Source organism: Maritalea sp. S77 (assembly GCF_049801075.1).
Taxonomy (GTDB): domain Bacteria; phylum Pseudomonadota; class Alphaproteobacteria; order Rhizobiales; family Devosiaceae; genus Maritalea.
This window is the reverse complement of record NZ_JBNAGG010000002.1, coordinates 1-21,440: the sequence shown is the minus strand read 5'-3', so window position 1 is coordinate 21,440 and position 21,440 is coordinate 1. Positions and strand designations below refer to the sequence as shown.

Genomic DNA, 21,440 nt, shown 5'->3' with positions numbered 1-21,440 from the left:
GGGGCGCCGGTCGCGCCCCAGTTAGAACAGTGTCGCATGGCATTTTGCGTTATTTTGTGTCGCCAAACTCACCAATAATCTTCTTGCGAATTTTCGCGCTTAACCAGTCAATGATGTAAACCATGATGATGATCAAAAAGATGATCGACCATGCCTCATCCCATTTGTAAGCCGAAATCCGATCCGACAGCAAAAAGCCGATGCCGCCTGCGCCCACAATGCCCAAAATTGTACCGGACCGTACATTGGACTCAAAATTGTAAAGCAGGATGGAAATAATAACCGGGCTTACTTGCGGCATCACCCCAAAACGCACCGTTTGGAACCGCGAGCCGCCAGAGGCTTTCACCCCATCAACGGGCTTTTCTGACGTATTCTCAATCGCCTCGGAAAACAGTTTTGCGAATGTGCCAATTTCAGAAACAGCCATCGCCAAAATCCCCGGCAGCGGCCCCAAGCCAAATGCACGGATAAAGATCAGTGCCAGGATAAGTGTTTCAAACGCTCTGATCACATCATAACCACGACGCGTTGTATGCCGCAGAAATGGAATGCGATTGATGTTTTTCGCACCCAAAAATGACAGCGGAAACGCGATGACCGCGCCAAGTACAGTGCCCAAAAAGGCAATGGCCAATGTTTCCAAAAGGCCCTCTAAGATCGGCGCAAACTCGAACCAGCTTGTCCAAACATAGGGCGGGAACATAAAGCCAAGTACTCGTCCAAAACGCTCCACACCTGTCATAATCCGTGCAGGCGAAAAATCGAACACGATCAGGCAGTAGATAAACAGGCCGACAATGCCAATCCAAACCGCAGCCCGCTGTAAACGCACCCGCAATGGTTCGCTGTATAAATGCGGCACCTGTGCGCGATAATGAGCGATTTCTTTTTCTGTCACATTCATGTGCGCTCTCCCATGCCAATAATGCGGTGACGCAGTTTTTCCGATAGAAAATCAATCACCATCACGGTGACGAAAATGATGATAAAGAGGGCCGACAAGTCGGTATATTCTTGAAAGCTCATCGCCGTGCGGAACTCTTGGCCCAAGCCGCCCGCGCCCACATAGCCAATGATGGAGGAGGCCCGCACATTGATCTCAAAGCGCAGCAAGGTGTAGCTGATGATGTTCGGCATCACCTGCGGCACAGCGCCATAGCGGATTTGATCGAACCAACTGCCCCCGGCAGCTTTCACGCCCTCAAGTGGACGCATATCGATGTTCTCATTGACTTCAGAATAGAGCTTGCCCAGAGAACCCGTCGCATGCAGCGCAATCGCCAGCACGCCAGCCATTGGCCCAACTGAAAAGCAAAACACAAAGATCAGCGCCCAAACCAATTCAGGTACGGTGCGCGCGATTTCCAAATAGCGACGACACACCCAAAGCACATATTTGTTAGGCGTCAAATTTCGTGCCGCCGGGAACGACAGGACAAAACCGCCAATCACCCCAAGCACGGTCGCCATAAAGGCAATCAAAATCGTCTCGAGCAATAGCTGCATCCATACGGGCCAGCGCCAAAACCAATTAGCCAAATCTACACCCAGATTTTCCCACGTCAAAGTGGGGATGGTCTGCACAATAAATTCGCCCAACCGGGGCAATCCGGCTGAAATAATCCATTGCCATTCGCGGGCACCATCAATGGTGGTCACTTGGGTCACTTTGAAAAAGTCACCAATCCAAGCCGTCACCACAAACAGGACAAAAAAGACCAAACTGCCAATTGCCCAATTGACGCGCATGCTGCGTCGGTGGGCATTAAAATCTTGTTCAAACTGTTCCATCGCCGAGCTGCTTGGCGGCAAATCATTTATGCTGGTCGCCTGCAAGGTCATATGCTCTTCCTTCAATAAAAGAACGGACTATGCCCAAAGACATAGCCCGCCCCATCTTGTCAGTTCTTAGCCGCCACGACGCTGTTGGCGCAGCCATTCACGCATATCAACGATCCATTGATAACGCTCATGATCAACCTTTACTGAGCCTTTATCTGGATTTGGATCTGCAGGGTCGAACGATGAATAAACCTTCCAGCCCTCAGGATCAGCTGCTGGGAATGATTGAATAGCGTCCGAAATGTCGGCAATCATCTCTTCAGGCAGATTGGCGCGAGCAGTCCAAGGGCCAGATGTAATTTCTGGGCTTTCCCAGATTTTACACACCACACCTTCATCGATCATGCCCTTGTTTTCCATGCGCTGATAAACGCCATCTTCGTCATTGTTCTGATAAGTTGATGCCGTGTTGAAGGTGCCATTCACAACACCTTGCACACCAGCTTCATGCGAACCGGAGAATGGAACGGCGGAGAAATAATCTTCCGGCTTAAAGCCTTCTTTTTCAACAAAGTTGAAGTAAGGCACTGCATAGCCAGAAGTTGAATCTGGGTCGGCAAAAGCGTGCACTTTGCCTTTTGCATCAGCAAGGCTTTCAATGCCGCTATCGCAGCGGGTTACAACGATGGAACGATACCCGGTGTTACCATTCATTTTTTCTGTCGTAAGGAACGGCACCACACCGCCATTTGTAGCTGTATAAGCAGCGGCGTAGGAAGATGAACCGAAACGGGCGATCTCGATCTGATCAGCGGCGATGGCTTGCACCACACCGTCATAGTTGCCGGCTGTGAAAATCTCGACTTTCACGCCCAGTTCTTTTTCCAAATATTCGCGCAAAGGCTCGTTGCGCTCCAAACGGTCTTGCTCGTTTTCGCCAGAAAGAATACCAAATTTCACAACTTGATAATCGTCTTTCCAACCTTCTGCCGCAGCCGGGGCAACAAAGGCAGGGGTCATCATCAACGCCAAAAGCGCAGTACTTGTCAGCAACTTCATGGGGGTTCTCCTGATAGATATGCTGGTTAGGTGTTGGAAATTACGCTGCAACGCGTGGCCGATTGCCGACCGATGTTGAGGTTACAGCTTCGTTGAAATCGTCTAGGCCATCTGCGCCATAAATATCGCGCACAACCGCATCGGTGAGCTCATGGGCTGGGCCGTCAAACATCACTTGGCCTTGGCGCATGGCGATGATCCGCCCGCAATATTCGCGCGCGGTATCCAGCGTGTGCAAATTGACCAAAACAGTAAGTTTATCTTCTTCATTAATGGTGCGCAGCGCATCCATCACGCGGGTTGCGTTGCCCGGATCGAGCGAGGCAATTGGCTCATCCGCCAACATAATGCGTGGGTTTTGAACCAACGCGCGGGCAATGGCGACGCGTTGCTGTTGACCGCCAGATAAGGTGCCTGCTCGCTGCAAGGCAAACGGCACCATATCCAACCGATCAAGCGCTTTTGCCGCCATGGTGCGCTCTTCATCAGAAAAACGCATTGCAGTGGACGACAGAACGCCATGCTCGGCCACCCGGCCAATCAACACATTGGTGATCACATCCAACCGGTCCACCAAGTTGAATTGTTGAAAGATCATCGCGCAATCGCGCCGCCACTGGCGCAGGGCCTTGCCTTTTAGCTTGGTGATGTCGACGCCATCGAACGAAACAGAACCTTCTGTCGGTTCGATCAAGCGGTTGATCAACCGCAGCAGTGTGGATTTGCCTGCACCGGAGCGGCCAATCACGCCCACAAACTGCCCAGCTTCAATGTCGAGCGTTGCGCTATCCACCGCCTTGGTGGTGCCAAAATGCTTTGAAAGTCCAGAAATATTAAGAGCGGTCATTTCACCCTCCCCTTTTCATTCGGATGATTTAGGGAAGTGATACCGCGCCTAAATGACGCTCTATGTGCAGAAATGTAAAACTTGTGTCACAAGTCCGGATGAATTGGTTGAGACCCAATTCATCCGATATTTATTCAGCCTTTCAGGCCGCTTTGTTGAGGCCAACAACCCCATCAGAATAGATCACACGGCCATTGCGCATGCTGGTCACAATGTGCCCCATGCCATCCGTCTCCGCGATCACCAGATCAGCTTTTTGCCCCACTTCGATGCGGCCCCGATCAATCAGACCCAGCGCTTTGGCCGGGTTGGCTGTCGCCAAGCGCACCGCACCGGGCAATCCGTTCGGATCAGTTTGCGCCAAAATCAAAATCGCAGGCAAAATTGAACTTGGGTGATAGTCAGATGCCAAAATGTCCAACACGCCAGCTTCATGTGCCTGACGCGCCGACAAATTGCCGGAATAAGACTGGCCACGCAGCGCATTCGGCGCACCCATCGCATTAGCCAAGCCACAAGCATGGGCTTCTTTCGCCGCGATCATGTCCACCGGAAATTCGGAAATCGCCACGCCGAACGCGTTCATCAACGCGACTTTTTCAACCGTATCGTCATCATGGCTGGCCATGATCACCTTGTGCGCTTTGCACAAATCTGAAATTTCGCGCAATGTCGCGGTCAACACATCTTCCGGGCGCGTGCGATCTGCAATCTTGCGCTCCACCAGCGCCTGTGCCTCAGTGCGGGAAATGCCGCGCATATGCGCCACATGTTCAATATGTCGCTCAATATCGCGATACTGGCCTTGGCCCGGCGTATGATCCATCAGCGACACCAAATCCAGCGCGTCATCTTCAATCAAACCGCGAATAACGCTCAACGCATTTTCCAGCGTGATGTCAAAACGCGCATGAATGCGGTGGTCCACATTCAACTTGTCACGCACGGCACATAAGTCGCGGATCACTTGGCCCGTATGTTCAAACGAGCGCATTTCACCAGCGGCAGCACCTGTGGTGAAAGAAACGGCAGCATAAGCAGTGACAACACCAGCACCCGCCAAGCGACGATCCAACTCGCGGAATGCAATTTCAGCAGGCATATTGACTCGTGGGCGCGGCTCCAGCTCGCGCTCAATCATGTCCCCATGCATATCAATAAAGCCCGGCATAAGCGCCAGGCCATCGCCAGCAATACCGCCAGCTACAGGTTCTTCGCGGATTTCAGCAATCATGCCATTATCAATCCGCACCGCGCCGCGCTCAATCACGCGATCATGTTGCACAATTCTCAGATCAGACAGCCACATCAGCCGGTCTCCGTTCTTCGCTTACAATTGTCAATTCAATGGTGCGATCCACCAAATCAGCCACATCACCGGGGTGGTGAAAAACGCCAATCATGGCCACACCTTCTTTTTTCAATTCGTCCAAACGCTGGGTTAGCGCCGCGCGGGCCCCTGCATCAAGCGAGGCTGTAGGTTCGTCCAGCAGAAGCAATCGCCGCGGCAAAATTAAGGCGCGGGCCAAATTCACTTTTTGCTGCTCGCCACCAGAAAAGGTGGTTGGATAGGCTTTCCAAAGCTTCTCCTTCACACCAAACACATTGAGCCAATGGCGCGCTTGATCCAGCGCATCTTCAGGCGCAACTCCAGCCAACCGCAAGGGTTCCGCCACAATTTCTTCTGCCGCCACCCGTGGACGTGCCACCAAAAACTGGGTCACGAACCCAATCTCTTCCGCCCGCAACAGGGCCACGTCAATATCCGCCGCATTCGCCAGATCGATATCGCCACGGGCAGAATGGAACATCACCTTGCCGTCAACAGGCAAATAGGTGCGATAAATGGTGCGCAACAAGGTGGATTTGCCCACCCCGTTTGGCCCTTTGAGCAGCACAAATTCACCCTGCTTCAGGCTAAAGTTCACATCACGAAATGCATGCAGCGTATTGTCCAAATGATGCATTTGGAAGCTTTTGGTTAGCCCGCTTACATTCAAAACAGCTTCAGTCATTATGTGCCTCACAATTTCGCATGGACCAGTTGTTGGGTATAGGCATGTTGCGGATCTTGGAACACTTGGTCCACCAAGCCCTGCTCAACCACCTGCCCGCGCCGCATCACCATAACCCGGTCTGCCATCGTGCGTATGACACCCAAATCATGGCTCACAATCACCATGGTGATCTTGCGATCCTGCTGCAAACGCTTAAGCGTATCGAGCACCAGTGCCTGAACTGACACGTCCAAACCGGTGGTCGGTTCATCCAGCAACAACAAGGCTGGCTCAAGCGCAATCGCCTTGGCCAATTGTACCCGCTGTTGCATCCCGCCAGAAAGTTCAATCGGCGGCGCATCCATCCGCTCCAACGGAAACTCACTCGCATCCAGCGCATCGCTGGCCTTTGCCCGCAAATTCGCAAAGCTGCGTTCCCCAGCGATCAGCAGACGTTCCGCCACATTGCCTGAACTTGTGTGCTTCATCAAAAGCCCTTGGTGCGGGTTTTGATACACAATGCCAATGTGCCGCGACCGCAATTGCAAGCGCGCATAACGATCCATATCAAAAAGGTTCGGCTTTTCGGTTTCAATATCGAGATGGTAGGTGCCTTGATCGGGCAATTCCTGCAAATTCATCATCCGCAGTAAGGTGGATTTGCCCGAGCCACTTTCACCTACTATGCCCAACACTTCGCCGGGATACACCTTGGCGCCCACTTGATCCAACGCCACCACATCGCCATAGCGTTTGGAGATGTTGGTCATGTGCAGCAGGGGTTCATGCGTGATAAATTGTGGCGCGCTGCGCTCTAATTTCATGTCGACACTCATTGCGCCCACTCCCCATCTTGATACCACGTCTCGCCTATCTTTGGCGACGCATCCTCCGGCGCATTCAGCGCTTTAATGCCCAAATTACTGTCCGACACTTCATAGCTCGAGGTGCCATCATCATTCGGAATTTCGTTCATAAAGAAGCCCTTGAGCGCCGAGCGGGTGCAGGTGATGTCGCCATGCTCTTCCACCTTGTAGGGCACATCAGAGAACACCAATGGCTCCACCCGCGTGTGCGGCGGCACCGCAAAAATACGTTTTTCCCGCCCAGCTGAAAGAATGGTCAAATGCTCAGCCATATGCAGTTTCGGCACGTCCCAACGCGGGATCGGCGACGGCGTCATCACGTGCCGCCCATTCACCATCGACGGATAAGACGCACCCTGCATCACCCGGCCAGAGCGCACAATCTGCTCATAAAGCTGCAACCACATGCGGCTATAATCCGCATCTGCATGCATTTGCCGCGCGATGGACATGTTCGGCTCGACCGACCGCAACGGCTCTGGGTTTGGCACCTGAAGTACCAAAATCTGATCCTTGGTCAGCTTTTCCTCTGGCACTCGGTGACGCGACTGGATCAGCGTTGCATCCAACGTGTCCCATGTGGCTTCTGCCCCGGTTACCCGCGTCAAAAACTTGCGGATCGATGCAGCGTTCACGCTGTCATCTGCCCCTTGGTCGATCACTTTCACGACCGTTTTTGGATTCATCAAAGTCAGCGACACTTGCAACCCGCCCGTGCCCCAGCCCCGCGCCATCGGCACTTCGCGGCTGGCATAAGGCATCTGGCACCCCGGCACGGCCACAGCTTTCAGCATTTTGCGGCGCAATTCGCGCTTGGCAGAAGCGTCCAAAAAGCCATAGCTCACCGCTTCCCACTCTTTGCTCAGCGATTTTAAATTCATTCTGCCGCCTCCATTTGCGGGGTTTGCTTTTTCGCCTTCGCATCGCGCATGGCATCTAGGCTGGATTGGAACGTCACATAGTGCGGCAGCTTGAAGTGAATGCAGAAGCCTGAGCTTTCCACACCCTCTGTGTGGTAAAGGAAGAACTCCTCCTCAACGGCTGAGTTTTTCTCAGCCCCATCCGCATTCAAATCCAAGGTGGCGGCTGAAATGCACTTCACTTCATTCCACCCAAAGGTGGCGGCAAAGCCGCGTTCAAGCCGCTCGCCCTTGGCTTTCGACACAACTTCCGCTTGGCTCACCTTCACGCGACCCGCGCTGAAGTTGGTGCCGCACGGATGCTGGACTTCAATCTCGGCTTCGGTCAGCCGTAATTCGCTCACTGTCGGGTGCGCTTGGCCATAGCCGCGCATGGCCGAATAACCCAGTGCCAACACCCCGCCTGAATCCGCCCGGGCCAAACTTTGCAGCCGATGGGCCCGCTTGGCAGGAAACAGCAAAGGTTCACGGGTCAAATCCGGAATATCGTCCGGCGCGGTGTCATCATGGTCCGCATCGTCCACCAAACCTTGGCTCGACAACCACGCACTCACACTCGGCTGGTGAGATGGTGCCGCTTTCTCTGCTTCTTCAACAGGCTCTGGCGTATAGTCTTCGCCAGACAAAACTTCAGTCGCCAGCAAGCGGTGGGCATAATCCAAAGATGGTCCCAAAAGCTGGCCGCCCGGAATATCCTTAAACGCCGCCGAAATGCGCCGAAACACATGCAGCTCATCCTGCTCCAAAGGTTTTGCCACCGTGATACGCGGTTGCGTTGTGCGCCATGCGCGCAACAACAGCACTGCCTCGCTCAACTCGCCGCCCGTTTGCGCCAGCGCAAGCGCCGCCACATCACGATCATAAAGCGAGGCTTCGCCCATCACCCGGTCTACCAAGTAAGGCATGGTTTCGCGCACTTGCTTCACTTTTTCTGGTGTAATGCTGCCCAGCTCTTGCTTGAACAAACGCTCAGATTGCTCGATGGCCCGTTCGCCACCCCGTGTTGCCACATAGGCCATTTACAAAACCTCCGCCTTGGTGGACCGCGGCAACGCAATTAGCTGCGCCCCATCCACAATCAACATGTCAAAACCTGTCGGATATCGAATTTGCTTGGTCCGCTGGTCCCAAATCGCGCGTTCAAAACCGGCAATCGCCACATCTTCATGGCCCTTAATGCCGGGACCGCTCAGGCGCAGCTTGTCACCCTTGGCAAGGCCCGCAGCCACAATCAATGTCGCGCCATCGTCCGGGTATAGATCAGAGCCAATTTTCACCTTTGGCAGCAGCGCCGCCAATTCATCAGCCCGGCAAAACACAAAGTCAGCCTCACCAGCCGCAGCAAAGCGCGCGCCCGTTTCGCTCAATTGCTGAATGAGGACTTCATCACTTGCGAAGAAGGTGCATTCACGATCGATTAACGCAGCAATGACGGGACCAAAATCGCTGTCTGGCAGCGTTTCAATTTGGCCCGGCCGTGCGGTTGCACTCAACATCGCGTCAAACGCGGCATTGGCAAATGCTTCTTCATGGTTACGTTGAGGAGCCGCCATAATTAAAATGTCTCCATATTAACGCGCGTGGCTTCCACCGCCCGCATGCGTTGATTGTCATTTGCCGCAATGGCATCAGCCTGCGCCGCCACAAAAGCATTGATGGCTGAAAGTTCATGGCCCGCTTGCCATGCAACATCGATTACCGCGATGGCCATCGCCGCTTCCAAATCACGTCCGGTTTTCATGCCATAGCCTTCTTGGCCCAGCGCCCTAATATGTGCTTCAGCAACCAGCACTTCGCCCAAATGAAAGGCCGTGCCATCCACCGTGTCGCGCATGGGCAGCATCACCAGCCCAGTGCGGTTTTTGATCACTTCAACTTCATCAATGTCTGCCAGCAATTGCTCAGCAAACTGTTTGATTTCGGCATCATTGCCACGGGCCAGTGTTGCAAGCACAAAGGCATGGCGGCTTTCTTGGTCAGCCATTTTGGCGCTCCATTTCTAACGGGATCGGAAAATCTTCTGGTTCAACTTCAAGTGAAAAACGCACGCGCGCGCTGGCCCATGCCACCTGCGAATAGCTGATAGGCGTGCCATCAAGCAGCGCATCGATGGAGCTCACCACCATAACTGGCATTTGCGGATGCTGCGCTAGGGCATGGGCCTCCGCTGTGCGCGGCTGGCGAGTGTAGACAGTCGTGTCGGCCCGCACATAATCTTCAATGCCATAGCTTTTATAAGTGTCGGTCACAGACTTATGCTGCGTACGGCGATGGATATAATCGGGGAAACGATCATAAGGCTTGTAGGCCGTGCCATAAGCGATGGGCACATTGTCCGCCGTGGTCAGCCGTTCAATGCGGATCACCTGATCGCCCGGCTTGATGCCAAGTGCCTGCGCAACTTTTTCATCGGCCTTGCCCACACTATGGCCCAGCATTTTGCCGCCCGGTGCCAACCCTTGCTCTCGTAGGTTCTGCCGAAAGCGTGTGCGCCGACCGATCACATATTTGATCAGTTCAGGCGTTTCCACATATGTGCCACTGCCTTGCTGCGTGCGCACCTTGCCTTCAATCGACAAAGCCGCAATCGCCCGCCTCACTGAATGGCGACCCGCGTCAAACTTGGCACAAAGGTCTGGCTCCGTTGGTAAACGCGCACCCGGCTTCAGCTGCCCAGCTTTGATCTCGGCATCAATGGCGTTGCGCACCAATATCCATTTTGAATCGGCCATAGCTCACCACAATTCGTTCGAATGAATCGAAATCTATGGTGGCCGCACTACATTATTGTGACGCTTCTTCGACGTCTAAATGACAATGGCAGATGAATTTGATTTGGGAGCGTTAGGTGGCTTTTTGCCCTTTGCCTTTAATGGGTGTCACTTTTTCCTCCGGCACTTCCGACCCATCGTAAAGCCCAAGGAAAATGCCCTTATCCAGCGCTTTCCCCCGCATCATTTTAATGCGGTCATCAGAAATGGCCGTCCGCTGCGACATGCGCCGCGCCCATGTGCCCAAATGCCGATACATCTGCTCACGCACAGGATAATGCGCCGCGCTATCGCCAAGGTCGTAATATTCTTCCGGGTCGTCGTTCAGGTTGAACAACATCGGACGCATATCCCCTTCAGCATGCACCATTTTCCAAACCTTATCCGCGACCATAAACAGGCGACAATCCGCAGGCTCCAGACCCAATTTTTCGGCCGCTAATGTGGTGGAATAATCATATTCGGAGATCACAAAGTCTCGCCAATCTTCCACCTGTTCGCCGCGTAAAAACGGCATCAAAGATCGCCCTTCGACAATATGGTTTGGAATGTCCTGCCCGAACCATTCCAAAAAGGTCGGAACCAAATCGATAGCTTCAACCAGCTCATCACACACCGTCCCGCGTGTCGCATCAGCATCGGCGCTCGGATCATAAATGATCAACGGCACCTTGACGGAACATTCATGGAAAAGGTCTTTTTCACCCAACCAATGATCGCCCAAATAATCCCCATGATCAGATGTGATCACGATCATGGTATCGTCCATTTGCCCAGTTTCTTCCAAATAGGCAAACAGCCGCCCCATCTGATCATCACATTGTTTGATCAGCCCCATATAGGCGGGGATCACCTTCTCGCGCACCTCATCCTTGGAGAAGCTCTGCGCCACCAAATTTTCCATATAAGCGCCATAGACCGGATGCGGATGCGCTTTCTCTTGGTCACTGCGCTTCACAGGTAAAATATGTTCAGGCCCGTACATGTCATGATAAGGCGCAGGCACAATGTAAGGCCAATGCGGCTTGATGTAGGACAGGTGACAAAGCCAAGACTTATCCGCCTCTCGCCGCTCTTCCATAAACTGGATCGCTTGACTGGTCAGCCAGGGAGTTTCGGAATCTTCTTCCTTGATATTGGCAGGCTGATCCGCATTTTGCATCAACCAGCCAGAGGCAATATCGCCCTCTTCATTTAGCGCGGCGTTGGCATTGTCATGCCACGGATTTTGCGCCACATAGCCTTTATCTTTCAGATATTCATTATAGGGCGAGCGCTTGCTGTCATAAAGACCACCGACGCCCTCAGCCCACAAGCCATCATCACGAATATATGCATCAAACCCGCACTCTGATTGCCGCGCGCCGATCACGCTATCGGGCATAATGCCCAGCCGCTTCAACCCAGCCTCATCTGCTTGCATGTGGGTTTTGCCGATCAAATAGCAATCAATGTCCCCATTCCGCAGATGATCGCCGAGTGTAAACTCGCCCACCTTCAACGGAAAATTGTTCCGCTGTGCCCCATGGCTATGCACATAACGGCCTGTGTAATAACTCATGCGCGACGAACCGCAGATCGGCGACTGCACATATGTGCGGGTAAAGCGCACGCCCTTTTCCGCCAAACGGTCCATATGCGGCGTCTGCAAATGCGGATGGCCCTGACAGCTCAAATAATCAAACCGAAGCTGATCAAACATGATGAAAAGAACATTTTTCTTCTGGGTCATAAAAACCTCTATAATTCTTTTTGGCGATCAGCCCAGATCATCCAAACCATGGTGATCAGCGCGATCGCAAACAGGGCCAAAGCAATGGGGTAGTTGATCAAGGCCAAAACATTGCCATCCAACAAGACAAGACTTTGCGACAGGGCAATTTCAAACCGCCCACCAAGGAAAAAGGCGATGATGAAAATCACAGGTGAGAAGCCGAAGCTAGTCATCACATAGCCAAGCGCCGCGGCCATCAACATAATGATCACCCCGAACAAGCCGCCCGTCGCCAAATAGACCCCAGCAATACACAGCAAAATGGCAGTGGAAAAGATCAGGGATTCCGGCGCCCGGATAACAAAGGACCACAAGCGCAATCCCAACTGCCCCACAAACAGATTAGCGAAATTCGCCATAATCATCGCGCCAAATAGGCCATAGACTAGCCGCCCCTGCTCTTCAAACAGCAACGGCCCCGGCTGAATTCCATGGATCACAAAAGCCGAAATAATCAGCGCCGCACCCACACTGCCGGGTATCCCCAACGTCAAAAGCGGGATCAGGTTCGCTCCCATCACCGCAGAGTTCGCGCTTTCTGCCGCAGCGATCCCCTGCAAATTGCCTTTGCCAAAACTCTCCGGATCTTTGGACGATTTTTTGGTCGCCGCATAAGACATAAAGGCTGCCGCCGTTGAGCCAACCCCGGGCAATGCCCCCAGAATTGTGCCAATAAACGCACCGCGCAGCATTGTAAAACGGCACGCCCAATATTCGGCAAAGCTCACCCGCCGATCCGCCGGCACCATATCCTTTTGCTGCGCAATCGCCGCAGTGGAACCTTTTTTGCTGCTGGCCAACCGCCGCAATATCTCAGCAACAGCCAACATACCGATGGCCACCGCCGCCAAGGGCAAGCCATCGTAAAGCTCAAAATAACCGAAATAATAGCGCGGAGTTGCATGTTCCGGGTCCAGCCCCACCGTCGCAGCCAACATGCCGAGCGCCGCCGCGATAATCCCTTTTGAAATGCTCTTGCCCACGAGACCAGCAATCACGGAGAATGCAAAAACCATCAGCGCCAGAATTTCAACTGGCCCCATTTTCAGCGCCACCAGCGCCAGCGGCGCGGAAATGGTCACCAACACGATGTCAGAAAATGTGTCACCTGTGACAGAGGAATAAAGCGCCATCTTGGTGGCTTTTTCCGGCTTGCCCTGCTGCGCCAACGGATGCCCATCCATCGCAGTGGCCGCTGCATCGGGCGTGCCCGGCGTATTGATCAAAATCGCAGGCACCGCGCCGCCCACGAGGCCGCCCTTGTTAATGCCAACCAAAAAGGCGATGGCTGGCAGCGGGTCAATCACAAAGGTGAAGGGAATGGCAATAGCCATCGCCATTACGGGGCCAATGCCGGGCATTGCGCCCACAAATTGGCCAAGCATCACGCCGCACACCACAAACAGCAGATTAATGGGCGTAAAGGCGTCAGCAAACCCAGCTAAAATGACGGAAAGATCGACCATAAATTATCCAGTTAGAGCAAAGGGCGTTCCAGCACATATTCAATCAAAAAACTGATGGTCAGGGGCAGCAACAGTGCACCCACCATCAACCAAGACCAGCGACGTTCTCCCACCAGCAGCATCAACACCAGCGCCAAGATGGGCGCAACAAACAGATATCGCCACTGCGCCATGGCCCATAGGCCAATTGCTATCACCAACAAAAAGCCGGCGGCGCGCGCCATTTTTGGAAAGTCGATTTGCTGAACTTGCGGTGTTGCAAGCGCCAGCGTGGTGCCAGCCAATATCATGATCACTGCCATAACATTCGGCACCGTGTTTGGCCGTAACCAGCCATACCCTACCGTTTCCGTCGCACCAGGTGTGATCAGGAAATAAAGCGCCGTACCATACAAAATGACGGCCACACCAGTCAATCGATCAGTCATGAATGCTGTCCTGAAAAAGGGAAAGGCTGCCCCAAATTAGGGGCAGCCAATTCATGCTTAGTTGAACAGATCGCCAACACTGTTCAGTCCATCTTCCATCATTTTCTTTGTGCCCTCAGGGCCCAAATTGTTAGTGCTGTTTTGCATCACATTGGTGACCACATCCTGCACTTTTTCAGACTTGATGGCATTGTCCAATGCCGCTGCCAACGCTTCTTTTGCATCATCAGAAAGCCCATTTGGCGCTGCAAAATAGAAATATGGGTCTGTGTAAAGGTCGTAGCCTTGCTCTTGCAAAGTTGGCACGTCTTCAGCATAGGCATGACGGTCCGCATTGGCACTGGCCAACATTTTCACGTCGCCCTTTTCCAAATACTGAATGTGCGTGCCCGCATTGAAAGAGGCTTGGACCTGCCCACCCAAAACAAACTGCACCATCTCAGCAGAGCTTTTGGTTGAAACCAGCTTGAAACCAGCGCCAGTTTGCTCATTCAGCGCCATCAGCATCAATTCTTGCGGCTTGGCATCAAACGCAACGGGCACACCGCCCTGCTCTTTTGAATATTCAACAAGGCTCGCCATGTCATCAAACGGAGCGTCCGCTTTGGCAATAATTGCCAATTGCGCGCGGGTCACCGTGCCGAGATAATCAAAGCTGTCCAAATCAAATGGCAACTGGTCACCGCGCAAAGTGAGGTTGATCAACACAGGCATGGAAACGCCCATAGCGATAACCGAGCCATCATTTTTGGCGTTCAATAGGCCCGTAAACATTGCGATACCGCCGCCGCCAGGCTTGTTTTGTGGCACAACGTTCCAGCCAGTTTGCTCTTCCATCGTCGCGGCGATCACGCGGCCGAGCGTATCAGTTTCGCCCCCGGCACCAAAGCCGATTTGCAACTCAACTGATCCTGATGGTGACCAATCTTGCGCCATAGCTGACCCAGTCATTGTCATCATCGCCGCACATGCAACTGCAATAAACTTTTTCATTTTGTCCTCCCAATCGCTTCAGCCGAAGCCGTTCATGTTCAGCGCGCGCCGACCCTTCGGTTAGCCCGCTTGTTGTGCTTCATCATTGCTGGCCAATTGCGCCGCCTTGGCCACGCGTTCAACCATGTCGAGGAATTGTGCTTTCTCCGCCTCGCTCAAAACACTATCAATTTGCTGGTGATAGGTCGCAATCACTGGCTCCACCCGTTCGAAGTAAGATTGTCCAGTTTCACTTAGGCTAAATATCCGAACCCGACGATCATGGTCAGATTGTTTGGATTGAATGATGCCCTTTTGCTCAAGCTTCATCAGCGCGCGGCTGACTTGTGCTTGTTCAATACCCGCAAAATCAACAAGGTCTTTTTGCGATGGATTTTCGCTTTGTGAAATGCCAAGACAGATCCGCCATTCAACCAGCCCCAACTCGCCATTTGCTGCCAGCAACATCGAAATCTGCCCACGCAAAAGCCGGGCCAAACGCTGTGTCGCAACCGACAAGTCACTGGCGGTGTCTGGAATATGATCCAACCGTAAAACGGATGTCGTCTTCTTGTTCATTTCACTCATCCCCCAAAGATGAAATTACATGACTTATCATTTAATGACAAGTCATATTAAATTTCGTCATTCAAGCGCGCAAAAAAAGCACGACAGGATTTCACCTGTCGTGCTTACCATCTCACCAAAAAATTGGACTCTAGGATCGTTTGATCCCCACCACTTTGGCCGGCGCAACCTGCGACGGCGAACTCGCTTCATGTCGCTCCGGTTTGCCATAATAATAGCCCTGAACCAGCTGACATCCATGCTCAAGCAGGAAGGCAAGCTGTTCTTTATTCTCCACGCCCTCCGCCAAAATCGGCACAGAAAGAGCATCGCCAAGCGAGAGAACCGCGCGGAACATCCCTTTGGATTTTTGATTATTGTCAATATCGTCAATCAAGGATTTATCGAGCTTGATCTTATCAAACGGGAATGACCGCAACATCGCCAGTGACGAATAGCCCGTACCGAAATCGTCAACGGAAATGGAAATTCCCGTTGCCTTGAGCGCCTCCAAAACCGCAATCGCTTTCTTCTGGTCCGTAATGAAGCTTGTCTCGGTCACTTCCAATTCAAGCTTCTCTGGCGACAGGCCCGTTTCAAGCAAAATATCTTGGACCTGCTCCACAAAATTTGTGGAGGTTAGCTGCGCCGGTGACAGATTAACCGACACAGGCAGTCCGCTTTCCCAGTTTGCGGCTTCGTGGCAAGCGGTGCGCAGCACCCATTCACCCAACATGGTGATAAGGCCTGTTTGCTCCGCCAGCGGAATAAACACATTTGGCGGCAGCAATCCTTTTTCAGGGTGCCGCCAACGCACCAGCGCTTCATATCCAGCAACTGTTTCATCCGGCACATTCATCTGCACTTGATAGTGCAACTCAAGCTGATCACTTTGAATGGCCAACCGCAATTCATCCACCAACTGACGCCGTTTGCGGATCGTGTCATCCATTCCTTTGTCATATAGGCAAATCTGCTGATCATCCGAAGATTTAGCGCGATACATGGCCAAATCAGCATTGTTCAGCAATGTGTTGATCTGCTGCCCATCATCTGGATAAAGCGCAATGCCAAAGCTGGCTGGGCAGCTCAAAACTGCACCGTCATGCTCAATATCTTGCCCCAGCTCGCGCTCCAAAACTTCGGCCAAATGAATAGCATCATCTTTGGATTTGATTTCTGAAAACACCACAAATTCGTCGCCACCAATACGAGCTGCAAATTGGTGCGATGCCAAAACCTCTTTTAGCCGTTTGCCGGTACAGCCCAAAACACGGTCACCCGCCACATGGCCATGCATATCATTGACTTCTTTAAAGCGATCTAGATCGATGGCGATCACCGCATAGGCGCTGTCATTGCCACCCCATTCCAAGATGTTTTGCGTATTTTCCAAAAATGTTGCGCGGTTGCGCAGACCTGTGAGGCTGTCATATTGCGCCAGAAACGAAATTTTCTCTTCCTGCGCCAAACGTTGACTAATATCGCGCAGCGCCAAAACCGTCAAAGGCTGACCATCTTCGCTCACCTGCTCAGTTTGCACCGCCAGTTCAACGGGCAGGCCAGATCCATCTTCGCGCTTCAATTCCGTCGCGCTCAACTTGCCTTCTTGATATTGCGCCACATTTTCAATGAATTTGGCCACGGGTTTCCCAACAATATCGGCCTTGCTCATTTTCACCATCCGCGCAAATTCGCTGTTGGCGCCAATCACATGTTGGTCGCGCACAACGGCCATGCCATCCACTGCGCTCTCCGCCAAATGCCGCAAACGGATGGTTGCAAATGCGCGTGCTTGATTATCCAAAAAGAACGCCACCGCACCAGTGCCCAAAACCAAAAGACATACCCCGGCAACAGCAACAGCAATCATATTTCGAGCTTCCGCTACAGTCGCGTCTGCAGCATCAGGTGCCAATGGGCTAATTTCCAACGCAGCCATACCGGTGAAATGTAGGCTGACAATCGCCAGCACCATCACACCGGAGCCGATGGCAATGCTCTTCGCGCCGCGCAATTTGTCCATAAAGGTGAATGTTAGTGCACCAAGCACAACTGCAAGCAATACGGAGGCAACCACATAATTCATGTCCCATGCCAGCAGCGCCCGCGCCGAAAAGGCCGTCATGCCCATATAGTGCATGGCAGAGATGGCCAAACCGAACACTGTGCCGCCGATAGGCGCGGCAAAGGCAAAACGTTCGCTCGCCAAGCCATAAGCAGCAATGCATCCGAGAATGGCAACAATCAAAGAAACAAGTGTCGGACCAAAGTCATAAGATACCGGCACGCCCGGTTCAAATGCCAGCATAGCTACATAATGGGTGCACCAAATGGTTGACCCTGCGGCGATGGCACCAATAAATCCCCACGCAAATCGCGCCCGCGATGTGGTAGCGAAAACCTTCTTGAGCAAATGTACGGACACGAAGGCACCAACGGCGCAGATCACTGCTGCCAAAGCCACCAAAGCAAGGTCGTGTGCGTACGCAATACAATTGATCACACGCAACATAATATCTCTCCTAGGCGGACGTTACCCCAATAACCCTTACGAAATATTGAATATGTTCCTTATTTAATGCACATTAAAATCAACATTTTCAGCACCAATGGAGCCTAAAACGCGCTTTTTTGACCAAGGTCAATGCAGCCAATTCATTTTGCGTCATTCTGATGCCGCAAAGGAGATATGTGATGCCTGCTGCAACAACTAAGCACGACCTCATTGAGGTTACCGACAAAGAGTTTGCCAAGCTGGACAAGCTGATCGACACGATTGATGCCGAATTTGCCCTCCAATTGGATGAAGATGACACGTCCATCAAAGACGTTATCGGCCATCGCGCACACTGGATTGAATTGTTCCTTGGTTGGTACCATGACGGCATGGCGGGAAAAGAAGTATATTTCCCGGCCAAAGGCTATAAATGGTCAGAACTCAAACGCTACAATAGCGAATTGCGCAAGCAACAGGCCCAGTTGAGTTGGGCAGATGCGGTGGCACTTCTCCGGACCAATCACGAAAAAATTCGCCAGTTTATGGCAGCACATAGTGACAAAGAGCTCTATGGCGGCCCGATGAAGGGCGCCAATAATGATTGGACACCCGGCCGTTGGGCAGAAGCTGCCGGGCCAAGTCATTATCGTTCAGCCGCAAAATATCTGCGTGCCCGCATTCGTGCAGCAAAAAGCTGATTTGCGCCTAGAGTGTCCGCGCAAAAATTGGTGCACCATCATCTGCAATCTGTTCAAAGCCCATGGCTTTATAAAATCCGATCGCCCGGTGATTTTCACGATTGACGCCCAAATGGATGCCGCTCACACCGTCTGCACGTAAACGGTCGAGTGCAGTACGCATGAGCTTTCCGCCAAACCCACCACCTTGCGCCTGCGGCAGCAAGTTTATGTGTAAATGAGCGGGATATTCATCGGCATAGTCGGGTGCTGGCTTTTGGTTCTGCGCCAAAGCCTCAAGAAAATTGTGGTCGCCTTCCGTCTGCGGCTCGAACTCAGCCAAAAACGCATCCACCCGCGGCCACCAATTTGTTTTCTGCCATGCCTCGTAGGTTCGGGTATTGGCCGCAGTGACAATATAGCCAATGGCCGTCCCCTTCCCATCATCAACCACAAAGCAATGGTCTGGATTATGGTGCACATAAGGCACAGCCCAAATCATGCCAGGTAAATCACGTCGAGAATAATTTTCCCGCGCATCTTCACCACTGGCAGCCGTGCGCACGCAGATATCACTGATGGCTGCCTCATCCTCTATATGCGCAGGACGCACACAAAACTGAGAAATATTTGCCATCAGCTTACCTCCATCAACATGCAAATGCGGTTTTATGCAGCGCGCACAAAACGTCCAGTTGCAATCTCTTCCAATCCGCCTGTGCTGGCTGCTGTTTCCGCGCGCACTTTATCGGCAAACTTAGAAAAGTCACGTGCATGTTCAAAATCGGCGTTAATCCGCGTGTGCGCGTTCGGCACGGATGACAAAAGCAATTGCGAATATGCATGTTGAGGGTCGCGTACAATCGCGTCAGATGGCCCATATTCCACAATGCGCCCGCCAAACATCACAGCCGTATTTTCCGTCAAATAGTGAGCTGTGGCCAAATCATGTGTAATGTACAAAAACGTGATGCCGCGATCTTTTTTCAATCGGTTCATCAAGTTCAAAATTGACCGGCGAATAGACACATCAAGCATTGATGTAGGTTCATCTGCGATAATCAATTCTGCGCCAACGGCCAAAGCCCGCGCCAAATTGATCCGCTGGCGCTGACCGCCAGAAAGCTCATGCGGAAACTTGTCCAACATCACGCCGGGCTCCAATTCCACATCTTCAAGCGTACGCACCAATTCCTTTTCCAAGGTCGAACCTTCCGGCACACGGCTGTGCAGCAAAAGCGGGCGCGCCAAATGATGACGCACGGTGTGGGTCGGATTGAGTGACGCAAAGGGGTCCTGAAACACCATTTGCACCTTGCGCGCATTCTCTCGCTTCTCTTTCGAATTCCGGGCGCTGGTACGGAAGCGGCCGTTCGCCAATGTGCAGCATTTGGGTGTCAGGGGCTCAAAACCGTCATTTGGAGCCTGAGTCTTGTCTATTGCGCAACAATCCCAATAGCGGATGGTGTGGATGGCTCCTACACACCGGCGTTAAATGCGCCATAATGGCAGGTGTTATCACTGCTAGTATAGGAGCCACAAATGCAGATTATCACAATTGGCGTTGATCTTGCCAAGAATGTTATTCAGGTCCACGGCGTTTATGAAGATGGATCGGTCGCTTTCAACAAACCCTTACGTCGCGCCCAAATGCTGCCCTTCTTCGCAAAATTAGCCCCCTGCTTGATTGGTATAGAGGCTTGTGCATCGAGCCATTATTGGGCGCGTGAGCTGACGACGCTGGGTCATGAAGTAAAATTGATGCCAGCCACTTACGTAAAAGCCTATGTTAAACGCGGCAAATCGGATGCGGCAGACGCTGCTGCTATCTGCGAGGCTGTCACACGTCCCAGCATGCGGTTTGTGGCCATCAAGACAGAAGACCAGCAAGCTATATTAAGCCAACATAGTGTTCGTCAGGCACTGATCAATCAACGCACCCAGCTGGTAAACATGATCCGTGGTTTGCTCGCCGAGTTTGGGATTATTATTCCCAGAGGCATTGATCATTTGCGCCGCCTTGCGCGCGAGATGCAGGTTGGCGAACTTTTGGAAATTCCCGAGAGTGCTGAAGATGTCATTGCGCTGCTGTGCGATCAATTGATTGATCTTGATTTGCGCATCGCCAGGCTGGACAAGACCATCTCTGAGCAGGCCAAGCAGGATGAACGCATTGAACTACTACGAACCATACCCGGCATCGGGCCCCTAACAGCCTCCGCCATCGTTGCGACCATCGGCAATGGAAGGCAGTTTCGAAGTGCTCGCGACTTTGCTGCCTGGATCGGCCTGACGCCACTCAACAAATCGAGTGGTGGTAAACAAGTGTTGGGGCGCATAAGTCGCATGGGCAATCAATATCTACGCAAGCTTTTGGTCAACGGCATGGCAAGTCGCGTGCGCGCTGCCAAAACCAAACCTGAAAGAGCTGATCCATGGATGCTCAGCCTGCTCGAGCGCAAGCCCGTAAAGCTCGCGGCCGTTGCTATGGCAAACAAAACAGCTCGCATAGCATGGGCGGTGCTCACCAATGGCGAACCGTACAGGGAGATGAGTACAACCTAAAAAGAGAATAAGTTTGCAAGAACGTATGATGTGATGAATATCCGGGCCAGCCGGAGAGCCAAGACACCCCGCCAATGTCCGGGGACATAAATAGTCCGCCAAGCGGAATGGGACTTGGTTCGCGGAAATCATCAGGGCCAGCAGCATAAACCTGCATCAATAGGCCGGACACAGGACTGTATCTGATCTCGGAAATAAGTCACAAAAAGTACTTGCAATTACGGAGCCATCCACACAGGACATTGG

Annotated in this window: 22 protein-coding genes; 2 read left to right on the top strand and 20 right to left on the bottom strand. The window is 52.5% G+C overall.

Annotation, left to right across the window (positions count from 1 at the left end):
• Positions 1-49: 49 nt before the first annotated feature.
• The 18 genes from phnE (ACP15Y_RS07795) to ACP15Y_RS07710 all read right to left on the bottom strand — a co-directional run bounded on the left by phnE (ACP15Y_RS07795) (position 50) and on the right by ACP15Y_RS07710 (position 17,967).
• Positions 50-907, bottom strand: a complete 858-nt coding sequence (phnE, locus tag ACP15Y_RS07795) for a phosphonate ABC transporter, permease protein PhnE (RefSeq protein ID WP_424982496.1) — start codon at positions 905-907, stop codon at positions 50-52.
• On the bottom strand, positions 904-1,845 hold the full coding sequence (gene phnE / locus ACP15Y_RS07790) for a phosphonate ABC transporter, permease protein PhnE (RefSeq protein WP_424982495.1): 942 nt from the start codon (positions 1,843-1,845) through the stop codon (positions 904-906). The genes phnE (ACP15Y_RS07795) and phnE (ACP15Y_RS07790) overlap by 4 nt, the downstream gene beginning before the upstream one ends.
• Positions 1,846-1,911: 66 nt before the next feature.
• A complete protein-coding gene (gene phnD / locus ACP15Y_RS07785) occupies positions 1,912-2,844 on the bottom strand; it encodes a phosphate/phosphite/phosphonate ABC transporter substrate-binding protein (protein WP_424982494.1) in 933 nt (310 codons plus the stop codon).
• A gap of 40 nt (positions 2,845-2,884) precedes the next feature.
• Positions 2,885-3,691, bottom strand: coding sequence for a phosphonate ABC transporter ATP-binding protein (phnC, locus tag ACP15Y_RS07780; protein ID WP_133571821.1), 807 nt, complete (start codon positions 3,689-3,691; stop codon positions 2,885-2,887).
• Between the two features lie 142 nt (positions 3,692-3,833).
• Positions 3,834-5,000: an alpha-D-ribose 1-methylphosphonate 5-triphosphate diphosphatase gene (locus ACP15Y_RS07775; protein ID WP_424982493.1), complete on the bottom strand. Its 1,167-nt coding sequence runs from the start codon at positions 4,998-5,000 to the stop codon at positions 3,834-3,836.
• Positions 4,987-5,706, bottom strand: a complete 720-nt coding sequence (locus ACP15Y_RS07770; RefSeq protein WP_424982492.1) for a phosphonate C-P lyase system protein PhnL — start codon at positions 5,704-5,706, stop codon at positions 4,987-4,989. The genes ACP15Y_RS07775 and ACP15Y_RS07770 overlap by 14 nt, the downstream gene beginning before the upstream one ends.
• Positions 5,707-5,714: 8 nt before the next feature.
• Complete coding sequence (locus ACP15Y_RS07765) at positions 5,715-6,524, bottom strand: ATP-binding cassette domain-containing protein (protein WP_424982491.1); 810 nt, start codon at positions 6,522-6,524, stop codon at positions 5,715-5,717.
• Complete coding sequence (locus ACP15Y_RS07760; RefSeq protein ID WP_424982490.1) at positions 6,521-7,435, bottom strand: alpha-D-ribose 1-methylphosphonate 5-phosphate C-P-lyase PhnJ; 915 nt, start codon at positions 7,433-7,435, stop codon at positions 6,521-6,523. Before ACP15Y_RS07760 ends, ACP15Y_RS07765 begins: the two co-directional genes overlap by 4 nt.
• Positions 7,432-8,493: a carbon-phosphorus lyase complex subunit PhnI gene (locus ACP15Y_RS07755; protein WP_424982489.1), complete on the bottom strand. Its 1,062-nt coding sequence runs from the start codon at positions 8,491-8,493 to the stop codon at positions 7,432-7,434. The genes ACP15Y_RS07760 and ACP15Y_RS07755 overlap by 4 nt, the downstream gene beginning before the upstream one ends.
• Positions 8,494-9,027, bottom strand: coding sequence for a phosphonate C-P lyase system protein PhnH (phnH, locus tag ACP15Y_RS07750; RefSeq protein WP_424982488.1), 534 nt, complete (start codon positions 9,025-9,027; stop codon positions 8,494-8,496).
• Between the two features lie 2 nt (positions 9,028-9,029).
• Complete coding sequence (locus tag ACP15Y_RS07745; RefSeq protein ID WP_424982487.1) at positions 9,030-9,458, bottom strand: phosphonate C-P lyase system protein PhnG; 429 nt, start codon at positions 9,456-9,458, stop codon at positions 9,030-9,032.
• The gene (phnF, locus tag ACP15Y_RS07740) at positions 9,451-10,206 is read right to left on the bottom strand and encodes a phosphonate metabolism transcriptional regulator PhnF (RefSeq protein WP_424982486.1); all 756 of its coding nucleotides are present in this window, start codon (positions 10,204-10,206) and stop codon (positions 9,451-9,453) included. Before phnF ends, ACP15Y_RS07745 begins: the two co-directional genes overlap by 8 nt.
• 112 nt (positions 10,207-10,318) lie before the next feature.
• Positions 10,319-11,977: an alkaline phosphatase family protein gene (locus ACP15Y_RS07735; protein WP_424982485.1), complete on the bottom strand. Its 1,659-nt coding sequence runs from the start codon at positions 11,975-11,977 to the stop codon at positions 10,319-10,321.
• A gap of 8 nt (positions 11,978-11,985) precedes the next feature.
• On the bottom strand, positions 11,986-13,485 hold the full coding sequence (locus ACP15Y_RS07730; RefSeq protein WP_424982484.1) for a tripartite tricarboxylate transporter permease: 1,500 nt from the start codon (positions 13,483-13,485) through the stop codon (positions 11,986-11,988).
• A gap of 11 nt (positions 13,486-13,496) precedes the next feature.
• Positions 13,497-13,913, bottom strand: a complete 417-nt coding sequence (locus ACP15Y_RS07725) for a hypothetical protein (protein WP_424982483.1) — start codon at positions 13,911-13,913, stop codon at positions 13,497-13,499.
• A gap of 57 nt (positions 13,914-13,970) precedes the next feature.
• The gene (locus tag ACP15Y_RS07720; protein ID WP_424982482.1) at positions 13,971-14,906 is read right to left on the bottom strand and encodes a tripartite tricarboxylate transporter substrate binding protein; all 936 of its coding nucleotides are present in this window, start codon (positions 14,904-14,906) and stop codon (positions 13,971-13,973) included.
• A gap of 60 nt (positions 14,907-14,966) precedes the next feature.
• Positions 14,967-15,464 (bottom strand): MarR family winged helix-turn-helix transcriptional regulator, encoded by a 498-nt coding sequence (locus tag ACP15Y_RS07715; RefSeq protein WP_424982481.1) that lies wholly within the window; start codon positions 15,462-15,464, stop codon positions 14,967-14,969.
• A 139-nt stretch (positions 15,465-15,603) separates the two neighbouring features.
• A complete protein-coding gene (locus ACP15Y_RS07710) occupies positions 15,604-17,967 on the bottom strand; it encodes a bifunctional diguanylate cyclase/phosphodiesterase (RefSeq protein WP_424982480.1) in 2,364 nt (787 codons plus the stop codon).
• 182 nt (positions 17,968-18,149) lie between these two features.
• On the opposite strand from ACP15Y_RS07710, the gene ACP15Y_RS07705 reads away from it, so the two are divergent.
• Positions 18,150-18,650 (top strand): ClbS/DfsB family four-helix bundle protein, encoded by a 501-nt coding sequence (locus ACP15Y_RS07705; RefSeq protein ID WP_424982479.1) that lies wholly within the window; start codon positions 18,150-18,152, stop codon positions 18,648-18,650.
• A gap of 7 nt (positions 18,651-18,657) precedes the next feature.
• Here ACP15Y_RS07705 and ACP15Y_RS07700 read toward each other — a convergent pair whose 3' ends face one another.
• Together ACP15Y_RS07700 and ACP15Y_RS07695 are read right to left on the bottom strand one after the other, a co-directional pair.
• Complete coding sequence (locus tag ACP15Y_RS07700; RefSeq protein ID WP_424982478.1) at positions 18,658-19,266, bottom strand: GNAT family N-acetyltransferase; 609 nt, start codon at positions 19,264-19,266, stop codon at positions 18,658-18,660.
• Between the two features lie 32 nt (positions 19,267-19,298).
• Positions 19,299-20,009, bottom strand: a complete 711-nt coding sequence (locus ACP15Y_RS07695; RefSeq protein WP_424982477.1) for an ATP-binding cassette domain-containing protein — start codon at positions 20,007-20,009, stop codon at positions 19,299-19,301.
• Positions 20,010-20,171: 162 nt separating this feature from the next.
• Here ACP15Y_RS07695 and ACP15Y_RS07690 point away from each other — a divergent pair, with 162 nt between their 5' ends.
• Positions 20,172-21,194 carry an IS110 family transposase gene (locus ACP15Y_RS07690; RefSeq protein ID WP_424982476.1) on the top strand — a complete coding sequence of 341 codons (1,023 nt, stop codon included), beginning with the start codon at positions 20,172-20,174 and terminating at the stop codon, positions 21,192-21,194.
• Positions 21,195-21,440 lie beyond the last annotated feature (246 nt).